The sequence below is a fragment of the Variovorax restrictus genome, from assembly GCF_051216715.1.
Classification (GTDB): Bacteria; Pseudomonadota; Gammaproteobacteria; order Burkholderiales; family Burkholderiaceae_C; genus Variovorax.
Genome location: NZ_JBPJZH010000001.1, coordinates 1,963,871 through 1,981,052, shown reverse-complemented (window position 1 = coordinate 1,981,052; position 17,182 = coordinate 1,963,871). Strand labels below are relative to the sequence as shown.

18 protein-coding genes are annotated in these 17,182 nt (G+C 69.1%); 7 read left to right on the top strand and 11 right to left on the bottom strand.

Annotated features, from left to right (window positions below; all coding sequences use genetic code 11):
• Positions 1–11 precede the first annotated feature (11 nt).
• A complete protein-coding gene (locus ACSFA0_RS09340; protein WP_435449913.1) occupies positions 12–815 on the top strand; it encodes a ferritin-like domain-containing protein in 804 nt (267 codons plus the stop codon).
• A 4-nt stretch (positions 816–819) separates the two neighbouring features.
• On the opposite strand, the gene ACSFA0_RS09335 is transcribed toward ACSFA0_RS09340, so the two are convergent.
• The 5 genes from ACSFA0_RS09335 to ACSFA0_RS09315 form a co-directional block, all read right to left on the bottom strand.
• Positions 820–1,296, bottom strand: coding sequence for a MaoC family dehydratase (locus tag ACSFA0_RS09335; protein ID WP_435449912.1), 477 nt, complete (start codon positions 1,294–1,296; stop codon positions 820–822).
• Between the two features lie 81 nt (positions 1,297–1,377).
• A complete protein-coding gene (locus ACSFA0_RS09330) occupies positions 1,378–2,361 on the bottom strand; it encodes a Bug family tripartite tricarboxylate transporter substrate binding protein (RefSeq protein ID WP_435449911.1) in 984 nt (327 codons plus the stop codon).
• A gap of 31 nt (positions 2,362–2,392) precedes the next feature.
• Positions 2,393–3,145: a DUF72 domain-containing protein gene (locus ACSFA0_RS09325; RefSeq protein WP_435449910.1), complete on the bottom strand. Its 753-nt coding sequence runs from the start codon at positions 3,143–3,145 to the stop codon at positions 2,393–2,395.
• Entirely contained in the window at positions 3,142–4,077 is a 936-nt protein-coding gene (gene xerD, locus ACSFA0_RS09320) for a site-specific tyrosine recombinase XerD (RefSeq protein ID WP_435449909.1), read from the bottom strand. The genes ACSFA0_RS09325 and xerD overlap by 4 nt, the downstream gene beginning before the upstream one ends.
• A 64-nt stretch (positions 4,078–4,141) precedes the next feature.
• Positions 4,142–5,116, bottom strand: a complete 975-nt coding sequence (locus tag ACSFA0_RS09315) for a tripartite tricarboxylate transporter substrate binding protein BugE (RefSeq protein WP_435449908.1) — start codon at positions 5,114–5,116, stop codon at positions 4,142–4,144.
• A 96-nt stretch (positions 5,117–5,212) separates the two neighbouring features.
• On the opposite strand from ACSFA0_RS09315, the gene ACSFA0_RS09310 reads away from it, so the two are divergent.
• The 5 genes from ACSFA0_RS09310 (at position 5,213) to ACSFA0_RS09290 (ending at position 11,241) form a co-directional block, all read left to right on the top strand.
• Complete coding sequence (locus ACSFA0_RS09310; RefSeq protein ID WP_435450933.1) at positions 5,213–6,130, top strand: AEC family transporter; 918 nt, start codon at positions 5,213–5,215, stop codon at positions 6,128–6,130.
• A gap of 123 nt (positions 6,131–6,253) precedes the next feature.
• Positions 6,254–6,775: a hypothetical protein gene (locus tag ACSFA0_RS09305; RefSeq protein ID WP_435449907.1), complete on the top strand. Its 522-nt coding sequence runs from the start codon at positions 6,254–6,256 to the stop codon at positions 6,773–6,775.
• 110 nt (positions 6,776–6,885) lie between these two features.
• Positions 6,886–9,552, top strand: a complete 2,667-nt coding sequence (mutS, locus tag ACSFA0_RS09300; protein ID WP_435449906.1) for a DNA mismatch repair protein MutS — start codon at positions 6,886–6,888, stop codon at positions 9,550–9,552.
• A gap of 29 nt (positions 9,553–9,581) precedes the next feature.
• A complete protein-coding gene (locus ACSFA0_RS09295; protein ID WP_435449905.1) occupies positions 9,582–10,421 on the top strand; it encodes a proteasome-type protease in 840 nt (279 codons plus the stop codon).
• A gap of 19 nt (positions 10,422–10,440) precedes the next feature.
• Positions 10,441–11,241, top strand: a complete 801-nt coding sequence (locus ACSFA0_RS09290) for an alpha/beta hydrolase (protein WP_435450932.1) — start codon at positions 10,441–10,443, stop codon at positions 11,239–11,241.
• A gap of 25 nt (positions 11,242–11,266) precedes the next feature.
• Here ACSFA0_RS09290 and ACSFA0_RS09285 read toward each other — a convergent pair whose 3' ends face one another.
• Complete coding sequence (locus tag ACSFA0_RS09285) at positions 11,267–12,439, bottom strand: MFS transporter (protein WP_435450931.1); 1,173 nt, start codon at positions 12,437–12,439, stop codon at positions 11,267–11,269.
• Positions 12,440–12,529: 90 nt separating this feature from the next.
• Here ACSFA0_RS09285 and ACSFA0_RS09280 point away from each other — a divergent pair, with 90 nt between their 5' ends.
• Entirely contained in the window at positions 12,530–13,189 is a 660-nt protein-coding gene (locus ACSFA0_RS09280) for an RluA family pseudouridine synthase (protein ID WP_435449904.1), read from the top strand.
• Here the strand turns inward: ACSFA0_RS09280 and ACSFA0_RS09275 are convergent.
• From ACSFA0_RS09275 to egtB, 5 genes are all read right to left on the bottom strand, one after another.
• Complete coding sequence (locus ACSFA0_RS09275) at positions 13,176–13,616, bottom strand: universal stress protein (protein ID WP_435449903.1); 441 nt, start codon at positions 13,614–13,616, stop codon at positions 13,176–13,178. The two genes, ACSFA0_RS09280 and ACSFA0_RS09275, sit on opposite strands and share 14 nt — an antisense overlap.
• Positions 13,617–13,712: 96 nt before the next feature.
• Positions 13,713–14,453, bottom strand: coding sequence for a 2OG-Fe dioxygenase family protein (locus ACSFA0_RS09270; protein ID WP_435449902.1), 741 nt, complete (start codon positions 14,451–14,453; stop codon positions 13,713–13,715).
• An 85-nt stretch (positions 14,454–14,538) separates the two neighbouring features.
• A complete protein-coding gene (locus ACSFA0_RS09265; RefSeq protein ID WP_435449901.1) occupies positions 14,539–14,820 on the bottom strand; it encodes a DUF427 domain-containing protein in 282 nt (93 codons plus the stop codon).
• Between the two features lie 85 nt (positions 14,821–14,905).
• The gene (gene egtD / locus ACSFA0_RS09260) at positions 14,906–15,898 is read right to left on the bottom strand and encodes an L-histidine N(alpha)-methyltransferase (protein WP_435449900.1); all 993 of its coding nucleotides are present in this window, start codon (positions 15,896–15,898) and stop codon (positions 14,906–14,908) included.
• Positions 15,898–17,148 (bottom strand): ergothioneine biosynthesis protein EgtB, encoded by a 1,251-nt coding sequence (egtB, locus tag ACSFA0_RS09255; RefSeq protein ID WP_435449899.1) that lies wholly within the window; start codon positions 17,146–17,148, stop codon positions 15,898–15,900. Before egtB ends, egtD begins: the two co-directional genes overlap by 1 nt.
• Positions 17,149–17,182 lie beyond the last annotated feature (34 nt).

Here is a 17,182-nt window from a genome sequence, read left to right as displayed (position 1 = left end):
GAATTGTAGGGATGCACCCCCGCCTCGGCGCCCTCGCCGCGCTTCGCCTCACCGACCCCGATGCCAAGGTGGCGGCGACGCGCGCGCTTGCCGCGGCCAGCCTCGCCGCGCCGATGCCGGAGATTGCCGTGCGGCAACCCGGCGACGACGACGGTGTGCCCGGCCGGCCCGAGCGCCCGCTGACCGTGTCGGCGATGGACGTCGGCAAGCGCTCACCCTTCACGCCCGACGGCAGGGCAGCGCTGATCCACTCGATCTGTCACATCGAGTTCAACGCCATCAACCTGGCGCTCGACGCCATCTGGCGCTTCGACGGCATGCCCGAGGCCTACTACCGCGACTGGCTGCGCGTGGCCGACGAGGAAGCGCAGCACTTCACGATGCTGCATGCGCACCTGCAGACACTCGGCTTGCGCTACGGCGACTTCACCGGCCACGACGGCCTGTGGTCGATGTGCGAAAAGACGAAGCACGATGTGCTGGCGCGCATGGCGCTGGTGCCGCGCACGCTGGAGGCGCGCGGGCTCGACGCCACGCCGCTGATCCAGGCCAAGCTGCGGCGCGTCGACACGCCGGATGCCCACGCGGCCATCGCCATCCTCGACATCATCCTGCGCGACGAAGTCGGCCATGTGGCCATCGGCAACCACTGGTACCGCTGGCTGTGCGCACGCGAAGGCGTCGACCCAATCGCACACTACCGCGTGCTGTACCGCCGACACGAGGCGCCACGGCTGAAGGCGCCGTTCAATCTCGAAGCCCGCGCGCGGGCCGGCTTCACCGACGAAGAGCTCGCGGACCTGGCCGGGACCTGAGGTGCTAGGCCGGTCGGGCAACGACCACCAGCTTGGGCGTGAAGCGCTGCAGCACCTCGCCGCGCTGGTTCTTCGTCTCGCAGCGCATCTGCACCATCGCGCGCCCCGGCTTGCTGCGCGAGGGCACGATCTCCAGCACCTCCGATTCGACGCGCAGCACATCGTCAGGCCGCGTGGGCTGCGGCCACTGCAGCTCGCCGCCCGAGCCGATGATGCCGTCGGCCAGCGGGATGCCGCTGTCGACCAGCAGCTTCATCGTCAGCGCCGCCGTGTGCCAGCCGCTCGCAGCGAGGCCACGGAAGAACGTGGCTTCTGCGGCGTCGGGATCGGTGTGGAAAGGCTGCGGATCGAACTGCGCCGCGAAGGCGACGATCTGCGCCGCGTCGAGCGGGTGCTCGCCGCTGATGAAGCGGTCGCCAACCGAGAGGTCGTCGAGGTAGAGCGCGCCGCGCGGGGCGTCCGGCGAATGGGTGGTGGCCATGGATGTCTCCGGTTTGCTCCGACAAGCTTAGCGCCGGTCGCTCGCCGTGTGTGCCGGCCCCCTCCGCGGCGGCCCTGCGCCTCAGTCGGCCTTGATGCCGGCCGCCTTGATGACCCGGCCGTCGGCCTCGTACTCGGCGGCGATGGCCTTGGCGAAATCCGCTGCGGCACCGCCGGTCGGCACGTTGTCGGTGGCGATCAGCTTGGCGCGCAGGTCGGGTGTGGCGAGCGCCTTGTTGATCTCGGCGTTGTAGCGCACGGCCAGCGGCTGCGGCAGCCCGGCCGGTGCGAACACGCCGAACAGCGATGAGAGGTTGGCCGCCGGATAACCCAGCTCGGCCAGCGTCGGCACGTTCGGCAGACTCTCGAGCCGCGCCGGTGCACCCACGGCCAGCGGCCGCAGCTTGCCGGCCTTGATGTGCTGCGACAGCGTGGCGCCCGCGTTGGTCGACAGCACCTCGAACTGGCCGCCGAGCGCGTCGTTCATCTGCTGGCCGCCACCCTTGTAGGGCACGTGCGTGACCTCGATGCGCGCGGCGATGTGCAGTTGCTCCAGCATGATGTGGCCGAGCGAGGCCTGGCCCGAGGTCGCCCAGCGGATCGCGCCGGGCCTGGCCTTCGCGTCGGCCAGCAGGCCGGCGAAATCCTTGCTCGTGCTGGCCGAGGTCGCCATCAGCAGCACCGGCGAGTACATGACGCTGGCGATCGGCTGGATGTCCTTCAACGGGTCGAAGGGCGAGCGGCCCAGGTGTGGGTTCAGCACCAGCGGGCTGATCGCCGAGAAGCCCAGCGTGGCGCCGTCGGGCGCGGCCTTGGCGACCGCGTCCATGCCGATCGTGCCGCTGGCGCCGGCCTTGTTCTCAATGACGACGGCGATGTTCATCTGTGCCGCGAGCTTGTCGGCCAGCGCGCGCGCCACCGCGTCGCTCACACCGCCGGCGGGGTAGGCGACGATGATGCGCAGGGTCTTGGGAAGGGACTGGGCCGCGGCGTTGCCCAGCATGCCTGTGAACAGCGTGGCAGCAGAAAGAGCAAGCGCAGAGCGCCGCGTTGGTCGGAAAGTCATTGGGTGTTGTTGGTGAAGTGGCGATGAGGACTCATGCGGATTTTGCCGCCATGCGCTGGAGCGTGAGCGCGTTCCCAACCGCCGCGCCGCCCGCCGTGTTGTCGAGCACGCACCAGCATTCGGCGCCTGCGTCCCGCGCCTGTCGCAGGCGCTGCGCCACGCGCGCCAGCAGTGCGTCGTCGTAGGCCGACCAGTAGACGCGCGGCGTGCCGTGCATGCGCAGGTAGACCAAGCCATGCCACCCGCCGGGTGCGGCTGCGCCGTCGTGCAGCACCGGGTCGGCCAGCACGCGACCGACCTGGTACGCGGCCAGCAGCACATCGGCGTCGGCGGTGAACCAACTGGCGTGACGCGGCTCCAGCGCCACGGGGCCGGCATGGCGCTGGCGCACGCCGTCGAAAAAACGCCGAGCGACGGTCGCGTCGAAAGCCAAGCGGGGTGCGAGCTGGACCAGCAGGCAGCCCAGCTTGTCGCCAATCCCCGCAATCTGCGCGAGAAAGTCGTCGAACAGCGGCATCGCATTGACCAGCTGCCGCTCGTGCGTGATGGTCTTGGGCAGCTTGACCGCGAAGCGGAAGTGCGCCGGCCTGCTGGCCGCCCAGCGCGCGTAGGTCTCGAGCCGATGCGGCCGGTAGAAGGACGTGTCGATCTCCACCGCATCGAAGCGCGACGCATAGCGCTCGAGGTGCGAGCCCTCGGCTGGAAAATGCGGCCACTGCTCGCGCGGCAGGCTCCAGCCCGCGCAGCCGACGCGCAACGAGGGTGGGCTGTCGTGCGGCGTCATCCGCGTGGGTGGTGCTGCGCATGCAGCTGCTTCAACCGCTCGCGTGCCACATGGGTATAGATCGTCGTCGTCGAGATGTCGGCATGGCCCAGCAACAGCTGCACCGCGCGCAGGTCGGCGCCGTGGTTGAGCAGATGCGTCGCGAACGCATGGCGCAGCGTGTGCGGCGACAGCGGCACTCGGATGCCCGCGGCCTCGGCCTGCTTCTTCACGATGATCCAGAACATCACGCGCGTCATGCCCGCGCCGCGTGCGGTGACGAACAGGTCCGGCGTCTGCTGGCCGCCGAGGATCTCGGGGCGTGATTCGTCCAGGTAGCGCTCGATCCAGCGGCGCGCCTCGCCACCGAAGGGCACCAGCCGTTCCTTGCTGCCCTTGCCCATCACGCGCAGCACGCCGTCGTTCAGGCTCAGCTCGAAGACCTTGAGCGAGACCAGTTCGCTCACGCGCAGGCCGCTCGCGTACATCAGCTCCAGCATGGCGCGGTCGCGCAGGCCGAGCGGCGTGTTGACGTCGGGCGCCTGCAGGAGGTCATCGACCTGCGACTCCGACAGCAGCTTGATCGCACGCGGTGCCTGCCGCGCCGGGGCGAGACGCAGCGTCGGGTCGGCCGTGATGCGACTCTCGCGCAGCGCCCAGCGGTAGTAGCGCTTGAAGACGGTCAGCCGCCGGTTGGCGGACGTGGCCTTGCCGGTCTTGCCTTCGCGCCCGCCATGCGCCAGGCACGCGGCCATGTAGCCCAGCAGCTCGGGCTCGGTGGCGCGATCGAGCGCCGTGCCGCGCTCGGCGCGCAGCCATTGCGCGAACAACGCCAGATCGCGCCGGTAGGCCGCCAGCGTGTTCTTCGAGAGCCCGTCCTCCAGCCACAACGCATCGACGAAATCGTCGATCTCGGGCGTGGCCGGGGCGGCGGGCGACACAGGTTCTGACATGACCCCAAGATAACAAACAAAAAGCCGCCCGAAGGCGGCTGGACGGACGAGGCAGCCGCGCGGCTTACTCGAGCTTGAGCTTCTGCTTGGCCACGACCTGCTTGTAGATCTCGTACTCGGCCTTGATCTGCGCGGCGAACTGCTCGGGCGTGTTGGCCACGATGATCGAGTCGGTGTCCTCGATGCGCTTCTTCACGGCCGGGTCGGTCAGCGCCTTCTTCACACCTTCGTTGACCTTGTCAACGACGTCCTTGGGCAGGCCCTTGGGGCCGAGGATGCCGTAGTACGCCATGCGGTTCACCGGCTCCAGCCCGACTTCCTTGAAGGTCGGCACGTTCGGCAGTGCGGCCACGCGGCTGGGCGCGCTCACCACGATCGGGATCAGCCGGCCGGACTTGATGAAGGGCAACGCCGAGGGCAGGTTGTCGAAGATGATCGGCACCTGGCCGGCCACCGTGTCGTTGAGGGCGGGGCCGGCGCCGCGGTACGGGATGTGCGTGACGAAGGTGGTCGTCAGGCTCTTGTACAGCTCCATCAGCAGGTGGCCAATGCCGCCGGTGCCCGAAGACGCGTATGAATATTTACCGGGGTTCTTCTTCAGCTCCGCCACGAACTCGGCGTAGTTCTTGGCCGGAAAGCTCGGGTTCACCGCGATGATGTTCGGGGTGGCAGCGATGTTGATGATCGGCGTGAAGTCGTTGATCGGGTCGTAGGGCGTTTTCGGGTTGATGGCCGGGTTGGCCGCCGTGCTCGACACGGTGGCGATGCCCAGCTTGTAGCCGTCGGCCGGTGCGCGTGCGGTTTCGGCCGCGCCCACGATGCCGCCGCCGCCTGCGCGGTTCACCACCACCACTGGCTGCCCCAGCACCTTGCCCAGCGGGTCGGCCACGACGCGCGCAATGATGTCGGTGGTGCCGCCGGGTGCGAAAGGCACGCTCAGTTCGACCGGCTTGTTCGGATAGCCCTGGGCCAGCGCCGGGCCGGCGACAGCGATCAGCGCAGCAGCACCCGCGCGGGCGTTCCATTGACGACGTTGCATCTGCAAACTCCTGGTAAGTCGAGAAAAACGAAACCCTGATGCTACCGGGTCCATCCTGTCGGCCGTTCTCAGGATTACCCACGGGAGCGCCGGTTTATCCTCGAAGCGGTGAACTACGCGCAACTCCTCTTCCCCGATTTCTCCCTCATCGCCTGCGGCTGGCTGCTCTGCCGCTACACCGCGCTGGACCGTCGCGTGTGGGACCAGGTGGAGTCGCTGGTCTACTACTTCCTCTTCCCGGTGCTGCTGTTCCATTCGATCGTGCGCAGCCCGATCGACTTCGATGCCACCTCGAACCTGCTGGCCGCGGGCCTGGGTGTGGGCATCGCAGGCATCGCGCTGGCTTACGCCCTGCCCCACCTGCCGTGGCTCGGGCGGCACATCGACCGGCGCGAACACGCGGGCGCCGCGCAAATCGCCTTCCGCTTCAATTCGTTCATCTGCCTCGCGATGGCCGAGCGCCTGGCCGGAGCGCAGGGCCTCCTGCTGATCGCGGTGCTCATCGGCGTGTGCGTGCCGCTGATGAACGTCGCGGCGGTCTGGCCCATGGCCCGGCACGCACAGACCGGCTTCGTGCGGCAACTGCTGCGCAACCCGCTGATCATCGCGACCGCCTCGGGGCTGGTGGTCAATCTGCTCGGCATCACGGTACCCGGCTGGATGGCGCCCTCACTCACCCGCATCGGTGCCGCGTCTCTGGCACTGGGCCTGATGGCGGCGGGCGCCGGCATGCAGTTCGCCACCCTTGCGCAGGGCAAGGTGCTGGCGGTGGCGCTCCTGTCCATCCGGCACTTGATCCTGCCGCTGATCGGCTGGGGCTTGGCGCGCGCACTGCGGCTGGATGCGGCGCAGTCGGCGGTGCTGATGGCTTTCGCGGCGGTGCCCACCGCCTCCAGCGCCTACGTGCTGGCAGCGCGCATGGGTTACAACGGCCCCTACGTGGCGGGGCTGGTCACGCTCTCGACCATCCTCGGGGTGCTGAGCCTGCCCTTCGCGCTGTCGCTGCCACGCTGACACCCCGGCGCACCGAGGGCGACATACGCCATTTTGGTGATGGCGGTTTGCAAACCAAATAACTACCATTCACTGCAGTTCGAGCGGGTCGCACCGCTCGCCGCACGCGCACCGGGAGATGGCATGGGGTTTGTTTTCGACGAGTCGCAAACGGTGACGGCCGCTTGGGCGGTCGGCCTGCTGCTGCTGCTCGCGCTCGCCTGGACGATCTGGAGCCGCGTCGCCGCCCGGCGCGAGGCCCGCCAGCGCATCGAAGCCGCACGTGTTCGCTCCGGCCACGTCCCGCTCGAGATCCCGACCGTGCGCGGCGGCCTGGGAACCATCGGCGACGACGGCGAGCCCGACACCCTGCCCGGCTGGTTCCTCGAAGGAAAAGGCGGGCACGCCGTGGTCGACGAACACCCGCGCATCCACCTGCGCTACCGCGACCCGAAGGGCCGCAAGGCCGAATGCATCATGAAGGTCGAGAAGATCGACCTGCGCAAGCGCTACGTCGCCGGCTACGGCGACCTGCCCGGCGAACAGCACGTCGTGCCGCTCCACGCCATCAAGGCAGCGCGGATCGCCGACACCGGCCAGCGCTTCAACGTCGATTTCTGGGTCGACGCGGTGAAGGTCGCGCGTCGTCGGCGCGGCGAAATCTAGCCCGCGCGCCCACGCTCTCCCCTCGGTTGCAGCCCGGATAATCGGTCCGGATGCCGGCCTGCGACGCAGCCCGTCCACAGCGCTGCGGACCGATGGAGAAACGAGAAAAGATGTTGACCGACAAGGGAAAGCCCGAGATCCCCGAGAAGAAAGCCGAGGACTTCGCGGGCCACACGCCCATGATGGCCCAGTACTTCCGCCTCAAGGCGGACCACCCGGACACCCTGCTGTTCTACCGGATGGGCGATTTCTATGAGCTGTTCTACGGCGACGCCGAAAAGGCCGCGCGGCTGCTCGACATCACCCTGACGCAGCGCGGCCAGTCGGGCGGGCAGCCCGTGGTGATGGCGGGCGTGCCCTTTCATGCGGTCGATGCGTATCTCGGCCGGCTCATCAAGCTGGGCGAATCGGTCGCGATCTGCGAACAGGTCGGCGAGGTGGGTGCTGGCAAGGGGCCGGTCGAACGCAAGGTGATGCGGGTGGTCACGCCCGGCACGCTGACTGATGCGGAGCTGCTCAACGACAAGAGCGAATCGTTGCTGCTCGCGGTGCAGGCCAGCGGCCGCAACGCGCTCGGCCTGGCCTGGCTGAGCGTGACCGGCGCCGAACTGCGCCTGGCCGAATGCCCGGCAGACACGCTCGAAGCCTGGATCGCCCGCATCGCGCCGAGCGAACTGCTCTACAGCGCCGAGGTCACGCCGGCCTTCGAGAACCGGTTGAAGGCGGCGCGCGCGGCGCAACCCTTCACGCTGTCGGTGCGGCCGGCCTGGCAGTTCGACGGTGCGCTGGGCGAACGCAAGCTGTGCGAACAGCTGGGCAGCGCCAGCCTCGCGGCCTGGAACGCCGAGGGCCTGCCCAACGCACACGCCGCCGCGTCGGCCCTGCTGGGCTACGCCGAACACACGCAGGGCCGCGCGCTGTCGCATGTGCAGCGGCTCACGGTCGAGCGCGACGGCGACCTGGTCGAACTGCCGCCCGCCACGCGGCGCAACCTCGAACTCGTGCAGACGCTGCGCGGTGAAGATGCGCCCACCCTCTTCTCGCTGCTCGACACCTGCATGACCGGCATGGGCAGCCGCCTGCTCAAGCGCTGGCTGCTGTCGCCGCGTCGCGAGCGCAGCGAGGCGCAGGCCCGGCTCGATGCCATCGGCGCGCTGCAGTCGCACGCACCCGGCGCAGCGTCGGCCCCATGGCGCGCCCTGCGCGACGCGTTGAAGAACACCAGCGATGTGGAGCGCATCGCCGCGCGCATCGCGCTGCGCCAGGTGCGCCCGCGCGAGCTGGTCGCGCTGCGCTTGGCGCTGGCCAAGGCCGAGCAGCTCGCGCCGCTGCTGCCCGGCGGCGCCGCCCTGCTCCAGCAGATCGCGCAGACGCTCGCGCCGCCGCCCGGCTGCGTCGAGCTGCTGGTGAGCGCGATGAAGCCCGACCCGGCCGCGCTGGTGCGCGACGGTGGTGTGATCGCCACCGGGCACGACGCCGAGCTCGACGAGCTGCGCGCCATCAGCGACAACTGCGACGACTTCCTGCTCCAACTCGAAGTGCAGGAGCGCGAGCGCACCGGCATCGCCAACCTGCGCGTGCAGTTCAACCGGGTGCACGGCTTCTACATCGAGGTGACGCAGAGCGCGCTCGCCAAGGTGCCCGACAACTACCGCCGCCGCCAGACGTTGAAGAACGCCGAGCGCTTCATCACGCCCGAGCTCAAGGCTTTCGAAGACAAGGCGCTGAGCGCGCAGGACCGCGCATTGGCCCGAGAGAAGTGGCTGTACGAGCAGCTGCTCGACGCGCTGCAGCCGCACGTCAACGCGCTCACGCGCTTGGCCGCCGGCATCGCCACGCTCGACGCGCTGTCCGCGCTGGCCGAACGCTCGCACACGCTGCACTGGAAGGCGCCCGGCTTCGTGGCGCACCCCTGCATCGAGATCGTGCAGGGACGTCACCCCGTGGTGGAGGCACGGCTGGCCGAGAAGTCGTCAGGCGGCTTCATCGCCAACGACACGGCGCTCGGGCCTCAGCAGCGCATGCAGGTCATCACCGGGCCGAACATGGGCGGCAAGTCGACCTACATGCGGCAGATCGCGATCATCGTGCTGCTGGCGTCCATCGGCTCGCACGTGCCCGCCACGGCCTGCCGGATCGGGCCGATCGACGCCATCCACACCCGCATCGGCGCCGCCGACGACCTGGCCAACGCGCAGTCGACCTTCATGCTGGAGATGACCGAAGCGGCGCAGATCCTGCACAGCGCCACGGCGCAGTCGCTGGTGCTCATGGACGAGATCGGCCGCGGCACCAGCACCTTCGACGGCCTGGCGCTGGCCGCCGGCATCGCCGCGCAGCTGCACGACCGGACCAAGGCCTTCACGCTCTTCGCCACGCACTACTTCGAGCTGACCGAGTTCCCCGCCACCCACCACGGTGCGGTCAACATGCACGTGAGCGCAACGGAGTCCGGTCGCGACATCGTCTTCCTGCACGAGATGCAGCCCGGCCCGGCCAGCAAGAGCTACGGCATCCAGGTGGCACGGCTGGCCGGCATGCCGGCGGCGGTGGTCAACCACGCGCGCCAGGCCCTCGATGCGCTGGAGGCGCAGCAGACGCAGACGCGCGCGCAGGTCGACCTGTTCGCCCCACCGCCTGCGGCCGAGGCCCCGACGGTGAGCGCCGTAGAATCCGCCCTGGCCACGCTGGACCTCGACGCGATGAGCCCCCGGGAGGCGCTCGAAGCGCTGTACACACTTCAAAAACTCAACCAGCGCGAAGGCGGTCGAGGCTGAGCCGGCCCGATTCGTGCGAGACGACCCCCATGACTTACTGCGTAGGCATCAAACTCAACGCCGGCCTGGTGTTCCTGTCGGACTCGCGCACGAACGCGGGCGTGGACCACATCAGCACCTTCCGCAAGATGATCGTCTACGAGCAGCCGGGCGACCGCGTCATGGTGCTGCTGTCGGCCGGCAACCTGAGCATCTCGCAGTCGGTGCGCGAGATCCTGCAGATCGAAGAACTGCGCGAGACGCTGGAAAACGGCGAGCCCGGCCCGCCCATCACCATCTGGAACGCCAAGAGCATGTTCGACGCCGCGCGCGTGCTGGGTTCGGCGGTGCGCCATGTGTACGACCGCGACGCCGAGGCGCTCAAGCATGCGGGGCTGGACTTCAACGTGTCCTTCATCTTCGGCGGCCAGGTCAAGGGCGAAGGCATGCGCCTGTTCCTGGTCTATTCGGCCGGCAACTTCATCGAGGCGACCAACGAGACACCGTACTTCCAGGTCGGCGAATCGAAGTACGGCAAGCCGGTGCTCGACCGCGTGCTCACGCCCGACACGCCGCTCGACGAGGCCGCCAAGTGCGCGCTGGTGTCGATGGATTCGACGATGAAGTCGAACCTCTCGGTCGGCCTGCCGCTGGACCTGGTGGTGTACGAGGCCAACCGGCTGGAGACCGACAAGATCGTCTGCCTGGACGCCAACAACCCCTACTACCAGATGATGCACAACAGCTGGGGCCAGAAGCTGCGCGAGGTGTTCGACAGCATCGAGGACCCGGTCTGGGACGGCAGCGAAAGCGCCCACCCGCTGATGATGCCGGCCGCGCGGCACAGCCCGCTGCGCAAGATCTCGACGCCGGACGAGAAGCTCATCTGAGCCCCGCCACCGGGTGACCCTGCCGCCTGTCGTCTTCTCGCACGGGAACAGCTTCCCGGCGAGCACCTACCGCGTCATGCTCGACAGCCTGCGCGGGCGCGGCTTCGACGTGCATGCCCTCGAGAAGTTCGGGCACGACCCGAAGTACCCGGTCACCAACAATTGGCCGCACCTCGTGGAGCAACTGGCCGACTTCACGCGTGGTCTCGTCAAGCAGTCGGGTCAGCCGGCCTTCCTGGTGGGCCATTCGCTGGGTGGTTTCCTGAGCCTGATGTGCGCCGCGCGCCATCCGATGCTGGCCCGTGGCGTGGTGATGCTCGATTCACCGCTGGTCGGCGGCTGGCGCGCCAACACCCTCGGGCTGGTCAAGCGCACGCCATTGTTGAAGTCGATGTCGCCCAGCGCCGTGAGTCGCAAGCGGCGCATCTGCTGGGACGACCGCGAAGCGGCCTTCGAGCACTTTCGCGTCAAGCGGGCTTTCGCACGCTGGGACGAACGGGTGCTGCGCGACTATGTGGACCACGGCATGCACGAATCGCCGGGCGCCCTGACGCTCAATTTCGACCGCGACGTGGAAACCGCCATCTACGACACGCTGCCGCACAACCTCGCCCCGCTGCTGCGCGCCAACCCGCTGCAGTGCCACGTCGCCTTCATCGGCGGGCGACAGTCGGTCGAGATGCGCCGCGTCGGCCTGACGATGACACAGCGCGTCACGCGCGGGCGCATGGCGATGCTCGACGGCACGCACCTGTTCCCCATGGAAAAGCCGATCGCCACGGCGGCGGCGGTCGAAGCGTCGCTGCGCAACCTGCTGTGAACGCCGCAGCGAATGCTGGCAGCCCCTAACCCACCATCCGGTCCCGCCGCGCCAGGGACGGGAACAGCTTGAACCAAGCCAGCGCGACGGCCACTGTTCCCGCACCGCCCAGCACGACCGAACCTACCGGCCCCAGGAGGGCTGCGGTGGCGCCGGATTCGAACTCGCCGAGCTGGTTGCTCGCGCCGATGAAGATCGAGCTGACCGCGCTCACGCGACCGCGCATGTCGTCGGGCGTCTCGAGCTGCACCAGCGTCTGGCGGATCACCACGTTCACCATGTCCGCGCCGCCCGAGACGGCCAGCGCGATGAGCGACACTGTGAAGCTGCGCGAAAGGCCGAACACCACCATGCACACGCCGAACGCAGCCACCGCGATGAGCAGCGTGCGGCCCACGTTGCGCTCGATCGGCTGGCGCGTAAGCCAGATCGACGTGAGCAGCGCCCCCACCGCCGGCGCGCTGCGTAGCAGCCCCATGCCCCACGCGCCGGTGTGCAGGATGTCCTTGGCGTAGATCGGCAGCAGCGCCACGGCGCCGCCGAGCAGCACCGCGAACAGATCCAGCGAGATGGCGCCCAGCACCGGCTTGCGGCGCCAGATGAAATTCACGCCCGCGAACACCGTGGCCAGCGTGACCGGCTCGCGCACCCGCGCCGGTTGCAGGTAGCGCAGGCGCCCCACCAGCACGCCGCCCACCACGAAGAACGCCACGCTCACCCCATAGACCACGCCCGTGCCGGCCGCGAACAGCAGGCCGCCCAGCGCCGGGCCGCCGATGATGGCGCCCTGCATGCCGGCCGAGCTGAAGGCCATCGCGCGCGGCAGCATCAGCGCAGGCACCAGCATCGGCGTGAGCGACTGCTGCGCCGGCATCTGGAAGGCGCGCACCGCGCCCAGCACCACCGACAGACCCAGCAACAGCGCGCGCGAGTCGTGCTGCAGCACGTGCGCTGTGAGCAGCGCCAACCCGACGACGCCCTGCACCGCGAAGCAGGCGGCCACGATGCGCGCACGATGGTGCCGGTCGACCACATGGCCGGCGTACAGCGCCAGCACCAGCGCCGGCACGAACTGGTAGAGCCCGACCAGGCCCAGGTCCCAGGCACTGCCGGTCAGGTCGTACATGTGCCAGCCGATGGCCACCAGCAGCATCTGGCTGGCGGCCGTGCCGAAGAGCCGGGCCACCCACAGCTGCATGAAGGGCCGCTCGCGCGTCAGGTCGGAAAAATTCGGGGCGGTGGGCGAGGCATCGGGAACGGCAGGCATCCGGTCGAGAATAGCCGAGCCATGAACACGCTGCTCGCGCCCGCCCTGACCGTCGTCCATGAAGACGCCCACCTGCTGGTGCTCGACAAGCCCGCCGGCCTGCTGTGCGTGCCGGGCCGTGGCGAGGACAAGCAGGACTGCCTGAGCGCACGCGCCACGGCACGCTGGCCCGACGCGCGGGTCGTGCACCGGCTCGACATGGCCACCAGCGGCCTGGTGCTGATGGCGCGCAGCCCCGAGGTACAGCGGGCACTCGGCGACGCCTTCGCTGCGCAGCAGGTGTGGAAGCGCTACGAGGCGGTGGTCGACGGCGTGCTCGACGAGAGCCCGCACTGGTCGGTGATCGACGCCCCGCTGATGGCCGACTGGCCGCGCCGGCCATTGCAGAAGATCGACCCGGCCGGCAAGCCGAGCCTCACGCGCTGGCGAGTCCTGGAGCCGCTGCCGTCAATGCGTGCCAGCCGGCTGCTGCTGGAGCCGCGCACCGGGCGCACGCACCAGTTGCGCGTGCACCTCGCGTCGATCGGCCACACGATCCTGGGCGATGCCTTGTACGGCGACGAAGACCATCAGCGCCGCGCGCCGCGGCTGATGCTGCACGCCAGCGTGCTGCAGTTTCGCCACCCTGTCACCGGCGCGGCGGTGCGCTTCGAGAGCCCAGCGCCCTTCAGAGTCCCTTGACCACCATCACCGGCATGGTGGCGTCCTGCAGCACGCGCTGCGTCACGCTGCCGAGCAGCAGTTTCTCGATGCCGGTGCGGCCGTGCGACCCCATCACGATGAGGTCGACACCCAGTGCCGCCGCGGTGTCGACGATGCCTTCATGCACCACGTGGCCGTCGATCACGCGCTGGTCGCTGTGCAGGCCTTCCGCGGCCAATGCCGCCACGCCGCGGGCGAGCGCGGCATTGGCGCTCGAGGTGGCCGCGGCCAGGTACTCGTTCTGCCCCAGCGCGTAGTCGGCACCGACGCCGATGAAGGGGTAGTTGTCGATCACGTGGATCAGCGTGATGCGGCTGCCGAAGGCGAGCGCCAGCCCGCTGGCCTTGCTGACCGCATACATCGACGTTTCGGAACCATCGATCGGCACCAGGATGTGATTGAACATGGATGTCCTTGCTGCGTTCACGGGGCTCGCGGTGGAGCCGGGGTTGCAATTTAACCCGGCCGCCTGTTACCGGTTGTAGAAAGAGCCGCAGGCCGATCAATCGCCCTGGAAACCGCCGGCCCGGCAGGTCACGACGAGCGTGTCGCGGTGGCCGCTCTGGCCTTCGACCAGCGGCTGGATCGGCGTCGACTCGTGGATCACACGGGCATCGTCGACCAGCATCAGCGTCCACGGCTCGGTCAGCGTGAAGCGCTCGCCGCGTCGGCCTTCGGCCTCGAACACGCGCGTCTCGCCACCCTTGATGCCCTGGCGCCCGACCAACATCACCGCCACCAGGTCGACGCCGTCGCGGTGTGCGCCTTCGGGTGTCGGGCGACCGATGCCGTCGGTGGTGTCGATACGGAACTGGTGCGCCTCGACGAACCAGCGCTGCGTGCCGCGCAGGCCCGTGGCCGCATCGGCGATGCGCACCAGCAGGCGCTGCCAGGCGGCGTTGGCGACGGTGGCGTCGCTCATCGGCGCGAACCAGCGCTGCATGCCGCCGTGCAAGGCGTTGTATTCGACCGGCTGCCAGTGCGCGCGGTGCGGCACGGGGGCGAGCGCGTCGCCGTCAACCGTGAAGCACGAATGCCGACGCTGTCGATAGCGGCCGCCGTCCTTCAGGTACTCGTCGGGCGGCAGCGCGTCCCAATCCGCTCGCAGTGCTTCCAGCGCGTCGAGCGGGACACCGAGCCATTCGGCCACGCCCTCGGGGCTGAGCACGGCGTAGCCCTGAAGGCGCAGGGCGTCGACGAGTCGGGAAGGTGGATCGAAAGACGGCGCGAAGACGGCGCTCATGTCGTGGCCCCCACGCTCGCCACTTCGTGTGCTTCGCTGCCTCCCGAGGGGGCCGTCGCTTGCTTGGGGCGGCCCGGCGCCGCGCTCACGCCGCGACCTTCACACCCTTCCAGAAGGCGACACGGTTCTTCACCTCCTCGGCTTCGGGCTTCGGGTCGGGGTAGTACCAGGCGGCGTCGGCGTTGAGTTCGCCGTTGACCAGCAGCGAGTAGTAGTTCGCCGAGCCCTTCCAGGGGCAGGTGGTCTTGTGGTTGCTGAAGGTGACGTGCTCGCGCTTGAGCGAGTCCATCGGGAAGTAGTGGTTGCCTTCGACGACCACGGTGTCGTCGCTCTCGGCGATGGTGACGCCGTTCCAGGTTGCTTTCATGGGGGATCTCCGGATGCCCAGGCCGACGCTGCATGCGCCGGTGTTTCACAAGGGTGCCGCCGGCGCCTCGCGCGGCGGCAGGCCCCTATTGTGCCGCCGGCGCCTGAAGCCAGTGCACGCTGAACAGGCGATCAGGGTCGGTCCACACGGCCGTCGGCGTGAAGCCGGCCTTTTCGGCCAGCGCGCGCAGGCCGTCGACGGTGAACTTGTGCGAGTACTCGGTGTGGACCGTCTCGCCTTCGGCGAAGTCGAAGCGGCGGCCGTCGAGCGTCACGCTCTGTGCGCGCCGGCTCACCAGATGCATCTCGATGCGCTGCAGCGGCGCGTTGTAGAAGGCCGCGTGCGCGAAGCCGTCGAGGTCGAAGTCCGTTCGCAGCTCGGCGTTGGCGCGGCGCAGCAGATTCAGGTTGAACGCGGCCGTCACGCCCTGCGCGTCGTTGTAGGCCGCATGCAGCAGCGCCGGGTCTTTCACCAGGTCGACCCCCAACAGCAGGCCGCCGCCGCGCAAGAGGCGGGCCGACAGTTGCAGGAAGGCCAGCGCCTCGTCGGGCGTGAAGTTGCCGAGCGTCGAGCCGGGGAAGAAGCCGACGCGGCGGCCCGCGCCCTCGCCCGGCGCCGGCAGCACCAGCGGCATCGTGTAGTCGGCCGCGACCGGCTGCACCGTGAGCTGCGGATAGTCGGCGCGCAGGCGCTCGGCCGCGGCACCCAGGTGCTCGCCGGAGATGTCGATGGGCACATAGCGCTTGGGTGTCTCCAGCGCATCGAGCAGCAGCCGCACCTTGGTGAGCGAACCCGCGCCGAATTCGATGATCTCGGCGTTCGGGCCGATCTGCGCGGCGATCTCACCCGCGCGCTCGGTGAGGATGCGCAGTTCGGTGCGCGTCGGGTAGTACTCGGGCAGGTCGCAGATGCGGTCGAACAGCGCCGAGCCTTCCACGTCGTAGAAGTACTTGGGCGAGATGCTTTTTGCGCGGCGCGACAGGCCGGCATGCAGTTCACGGCCGAACTCGCTGAGCGCGGGCGCGGTGCGCGTGTCGTCACGCTGAAGATCGAGCGGGAGTGAGGCGGGATTGCGCATCAGAGGTCCTTCGCGAGCCGCAGCCCCGAAAACTGCCAGCGCGCGGCCGGCGGGAAGAAGTTGCGGTAGCTCGGCCGGGTATGGCCGGCGGGCGTGGCGACGCTGCCGCCGCGCAGCACCAGCTGGCCGACCATGAACTTGCCGTTGTATTCAGCCGCCACGCCGGGCAGCGGGCGGAAGCCGGGGTACGGGTCGTAGGACGAGCGCGTCCATTGCCAGACATGGCCGGTCATCTCGGTCATGCCCTCGTCGGCGCAGGCGGCCTCCCACTCGAACTCGGTCGGTAGGCGCGCGCCGGCCCACTCGGCGTAGGCCGCCGCTTCGTAGAAGCTCAGCTGCGACACCGGTGCCTCGGGCGCCATCGGCCGCACGCCATGCAGGCCGAAGACCTGCCAGCCGGCGGCCGTGCCGCCCTGGTGCGCGAGGCGTAGATCGTCCGGTGCCAACCAGTAGGCCGGCGCCCGCCAACCCTGCGACTGCACCGCGGCCCATCCGTCGGACAGCCACAGCTCGGGTCGCTGATAGCCGCCGTCGGCGATGAACTGCACATAGTCGCCGCAGCTCACCAGTCGATCGGCGATCGCATAAGGACGCAGCAACGCACGATGCCGCGGGGTCTCGTTGTCGAAGGCGAAGCCCGCGCCGCCATGACCCACCTCCACAAGCCCGCCCGGCTGAGCGCGCCATTGCATGGCAGCCGGCACCGTCGCCAGGCGCAGCGCAGGGGCCGCAGCGGGCCGGTACGCCGGCAGCAGCGGGTTGCACGAGAAGGCATGCAGGATGTCGGTCACCAGCAGTTCCTGGTGCTGCTGCTCGTGGTGCAGGCCCAGCGTGACGATGGGTTCGATGGTCGCCCAGGTGGCCTCGTCGACGGTGTCGAGCAAGCGTTCCACGCCCGCATCGACGTGCGCACGGTAGGCTTGCACCTCGTCGATGGTCGGCCGTGTGAGCAAGCCGCGCTGCGGCCGCGGATGCCGCGGGCCCAGCGCCTCGTAGTAGGAGTTGAACAGGTACTGGAAGCGCGAGTCGAAGCCACGATAGCCCCCCGCATGCGGCAGCAGCAGCACCGTCTCGAAGAACCACGTGGTGTGGGCCAGGTGCCATTTGGTCGGGCTGGCGTCCGGCATCGACTGGATGCACTGGTCTTCGGCCGACAAGGGCGCGGCCAGTTCACGGCTGGCGTTGCGCACGGTACGAAAGGCGTCGCGTAAGGCGTGCGGAGCCTGCGGGCTCGGCCGGGAAAGCGTCATGGGGTCTCCAGAATGGGCAGCGGTCGTTTTAGTC

Bases quoted from the DNA above. Each gene is read 5' to 3' on its own strand.
- ACSFA0_RS09340 (WP_435449913.1), top strand. From the start codon at position 12: ATGCACCCCCGCCTCGGCGCCCTCGCCGCGCTTCGCCTCACCGACCCC.
- ACSFA0_RS09335 (WP_435449912.1), bottom strand. From the start codon at position 1,296: ATGGCCACCACCCATTCGCCGGACGCCCCGCGCGGCGCGCTCTACCTC.
- ACSFA0_RS09330 (WP_435449911.1), bottom strand. From the start codon at position 2,361: ATGACTTTCCGACCAACGCGGCGCTCTGCGCTTGCTCTTTCTGCTGCC.
- ACSFA0_RS09325 (WP_435449910.1), bottom strand. From the start codon at position 3,145: ATGACGCCGCACGACAGCCCACCCTCGTTGCGCGTCGGCTGCGCGGGC.
- xerD (WP_435449909.1), bottom strand. From the start codon at position 4,077: ATGTCAGAACCTGTGTCGCCCGCCGCCCCGGCCACGCCCGAGATCGAC.
- ACSFA0_RS09315 (WP_435449908.1), bottom strand. From the start codon at position 5,116: ATGCAACGTCGTCAATGGAACGCCCGCGCGGGTGCTGCTGCGCTGATC.
- ACSFA0_RS09305 (WP_435449907.1), top strand. From the start codon at position 6,254: ATGGGGTTTGTTTTCGACGAGTCGCAAACGGTGACGGCCGCTTGGGCG.
- mutS (WP_435449906.1), top strand. From the start codon at position 6,886: ATGTTGACCGACAAGGGAAAGCCCGAGATCCCCGAGAAGAAAGCCGAG.
- ACSFA0_RS09295 (WP_435449905.1), top strand. From the start codon at position 9,582: ATGACTTACTGCGTAGGCATCAAACTCAACGCCGGCCTGGTGTTCCTG.
- ACSFA0_RS09285 (WP_435450931.1), bottom strand. From the start codon at position 12,439: ATGCAGCTGTGGGTGGCCCGGCTCTTCGGCACGGCCGCCAGCCAGATG.
- ACSFA0_RS09280 (WP_435449904.1), top strand. From the start codon at position 12,530: ATGAACACGCTGCTCGCGCCCGCCCTGACCGTCGTCCATGAAGACGCC.
- ACSFA0_RS09275 (WP_435449903.1), bottom strand. From the start codon at position 13,616: ATGTTCAATCACATCCTGGTGCCGATCGATGGTTCCGAAACGTCGATG.
- ACSFA0_RS09270 (WP_435449902.1), bottom strand. From the start codon at position 14,453: ATGAGCGCCGTCTTCGCGCCGTCTTTCGATCCACCTTCCCGACTCGTC.
- ACSFA0_RS09265 (WP_435449901.1), bottom strand. From the start codon at position 14,820: ATGAAAGCAACCTGGAACGGCGTCACCATCGCCGAGAGCGACGACACC.
- egtD (WP_435449900.1), bottom strand. From the start codon at position 15,898: ATGCGCAATCCCGCCTCACTCCCGCTCGATCTTCAGCGTGACGACACG.
- egtB (WP_435449899.1), bottom strand. From the start codon at position 17,148: ATGACGCTTTCCCGGCCGAGCCCGCAGGCTCCGCACGCCTTACGCGAC.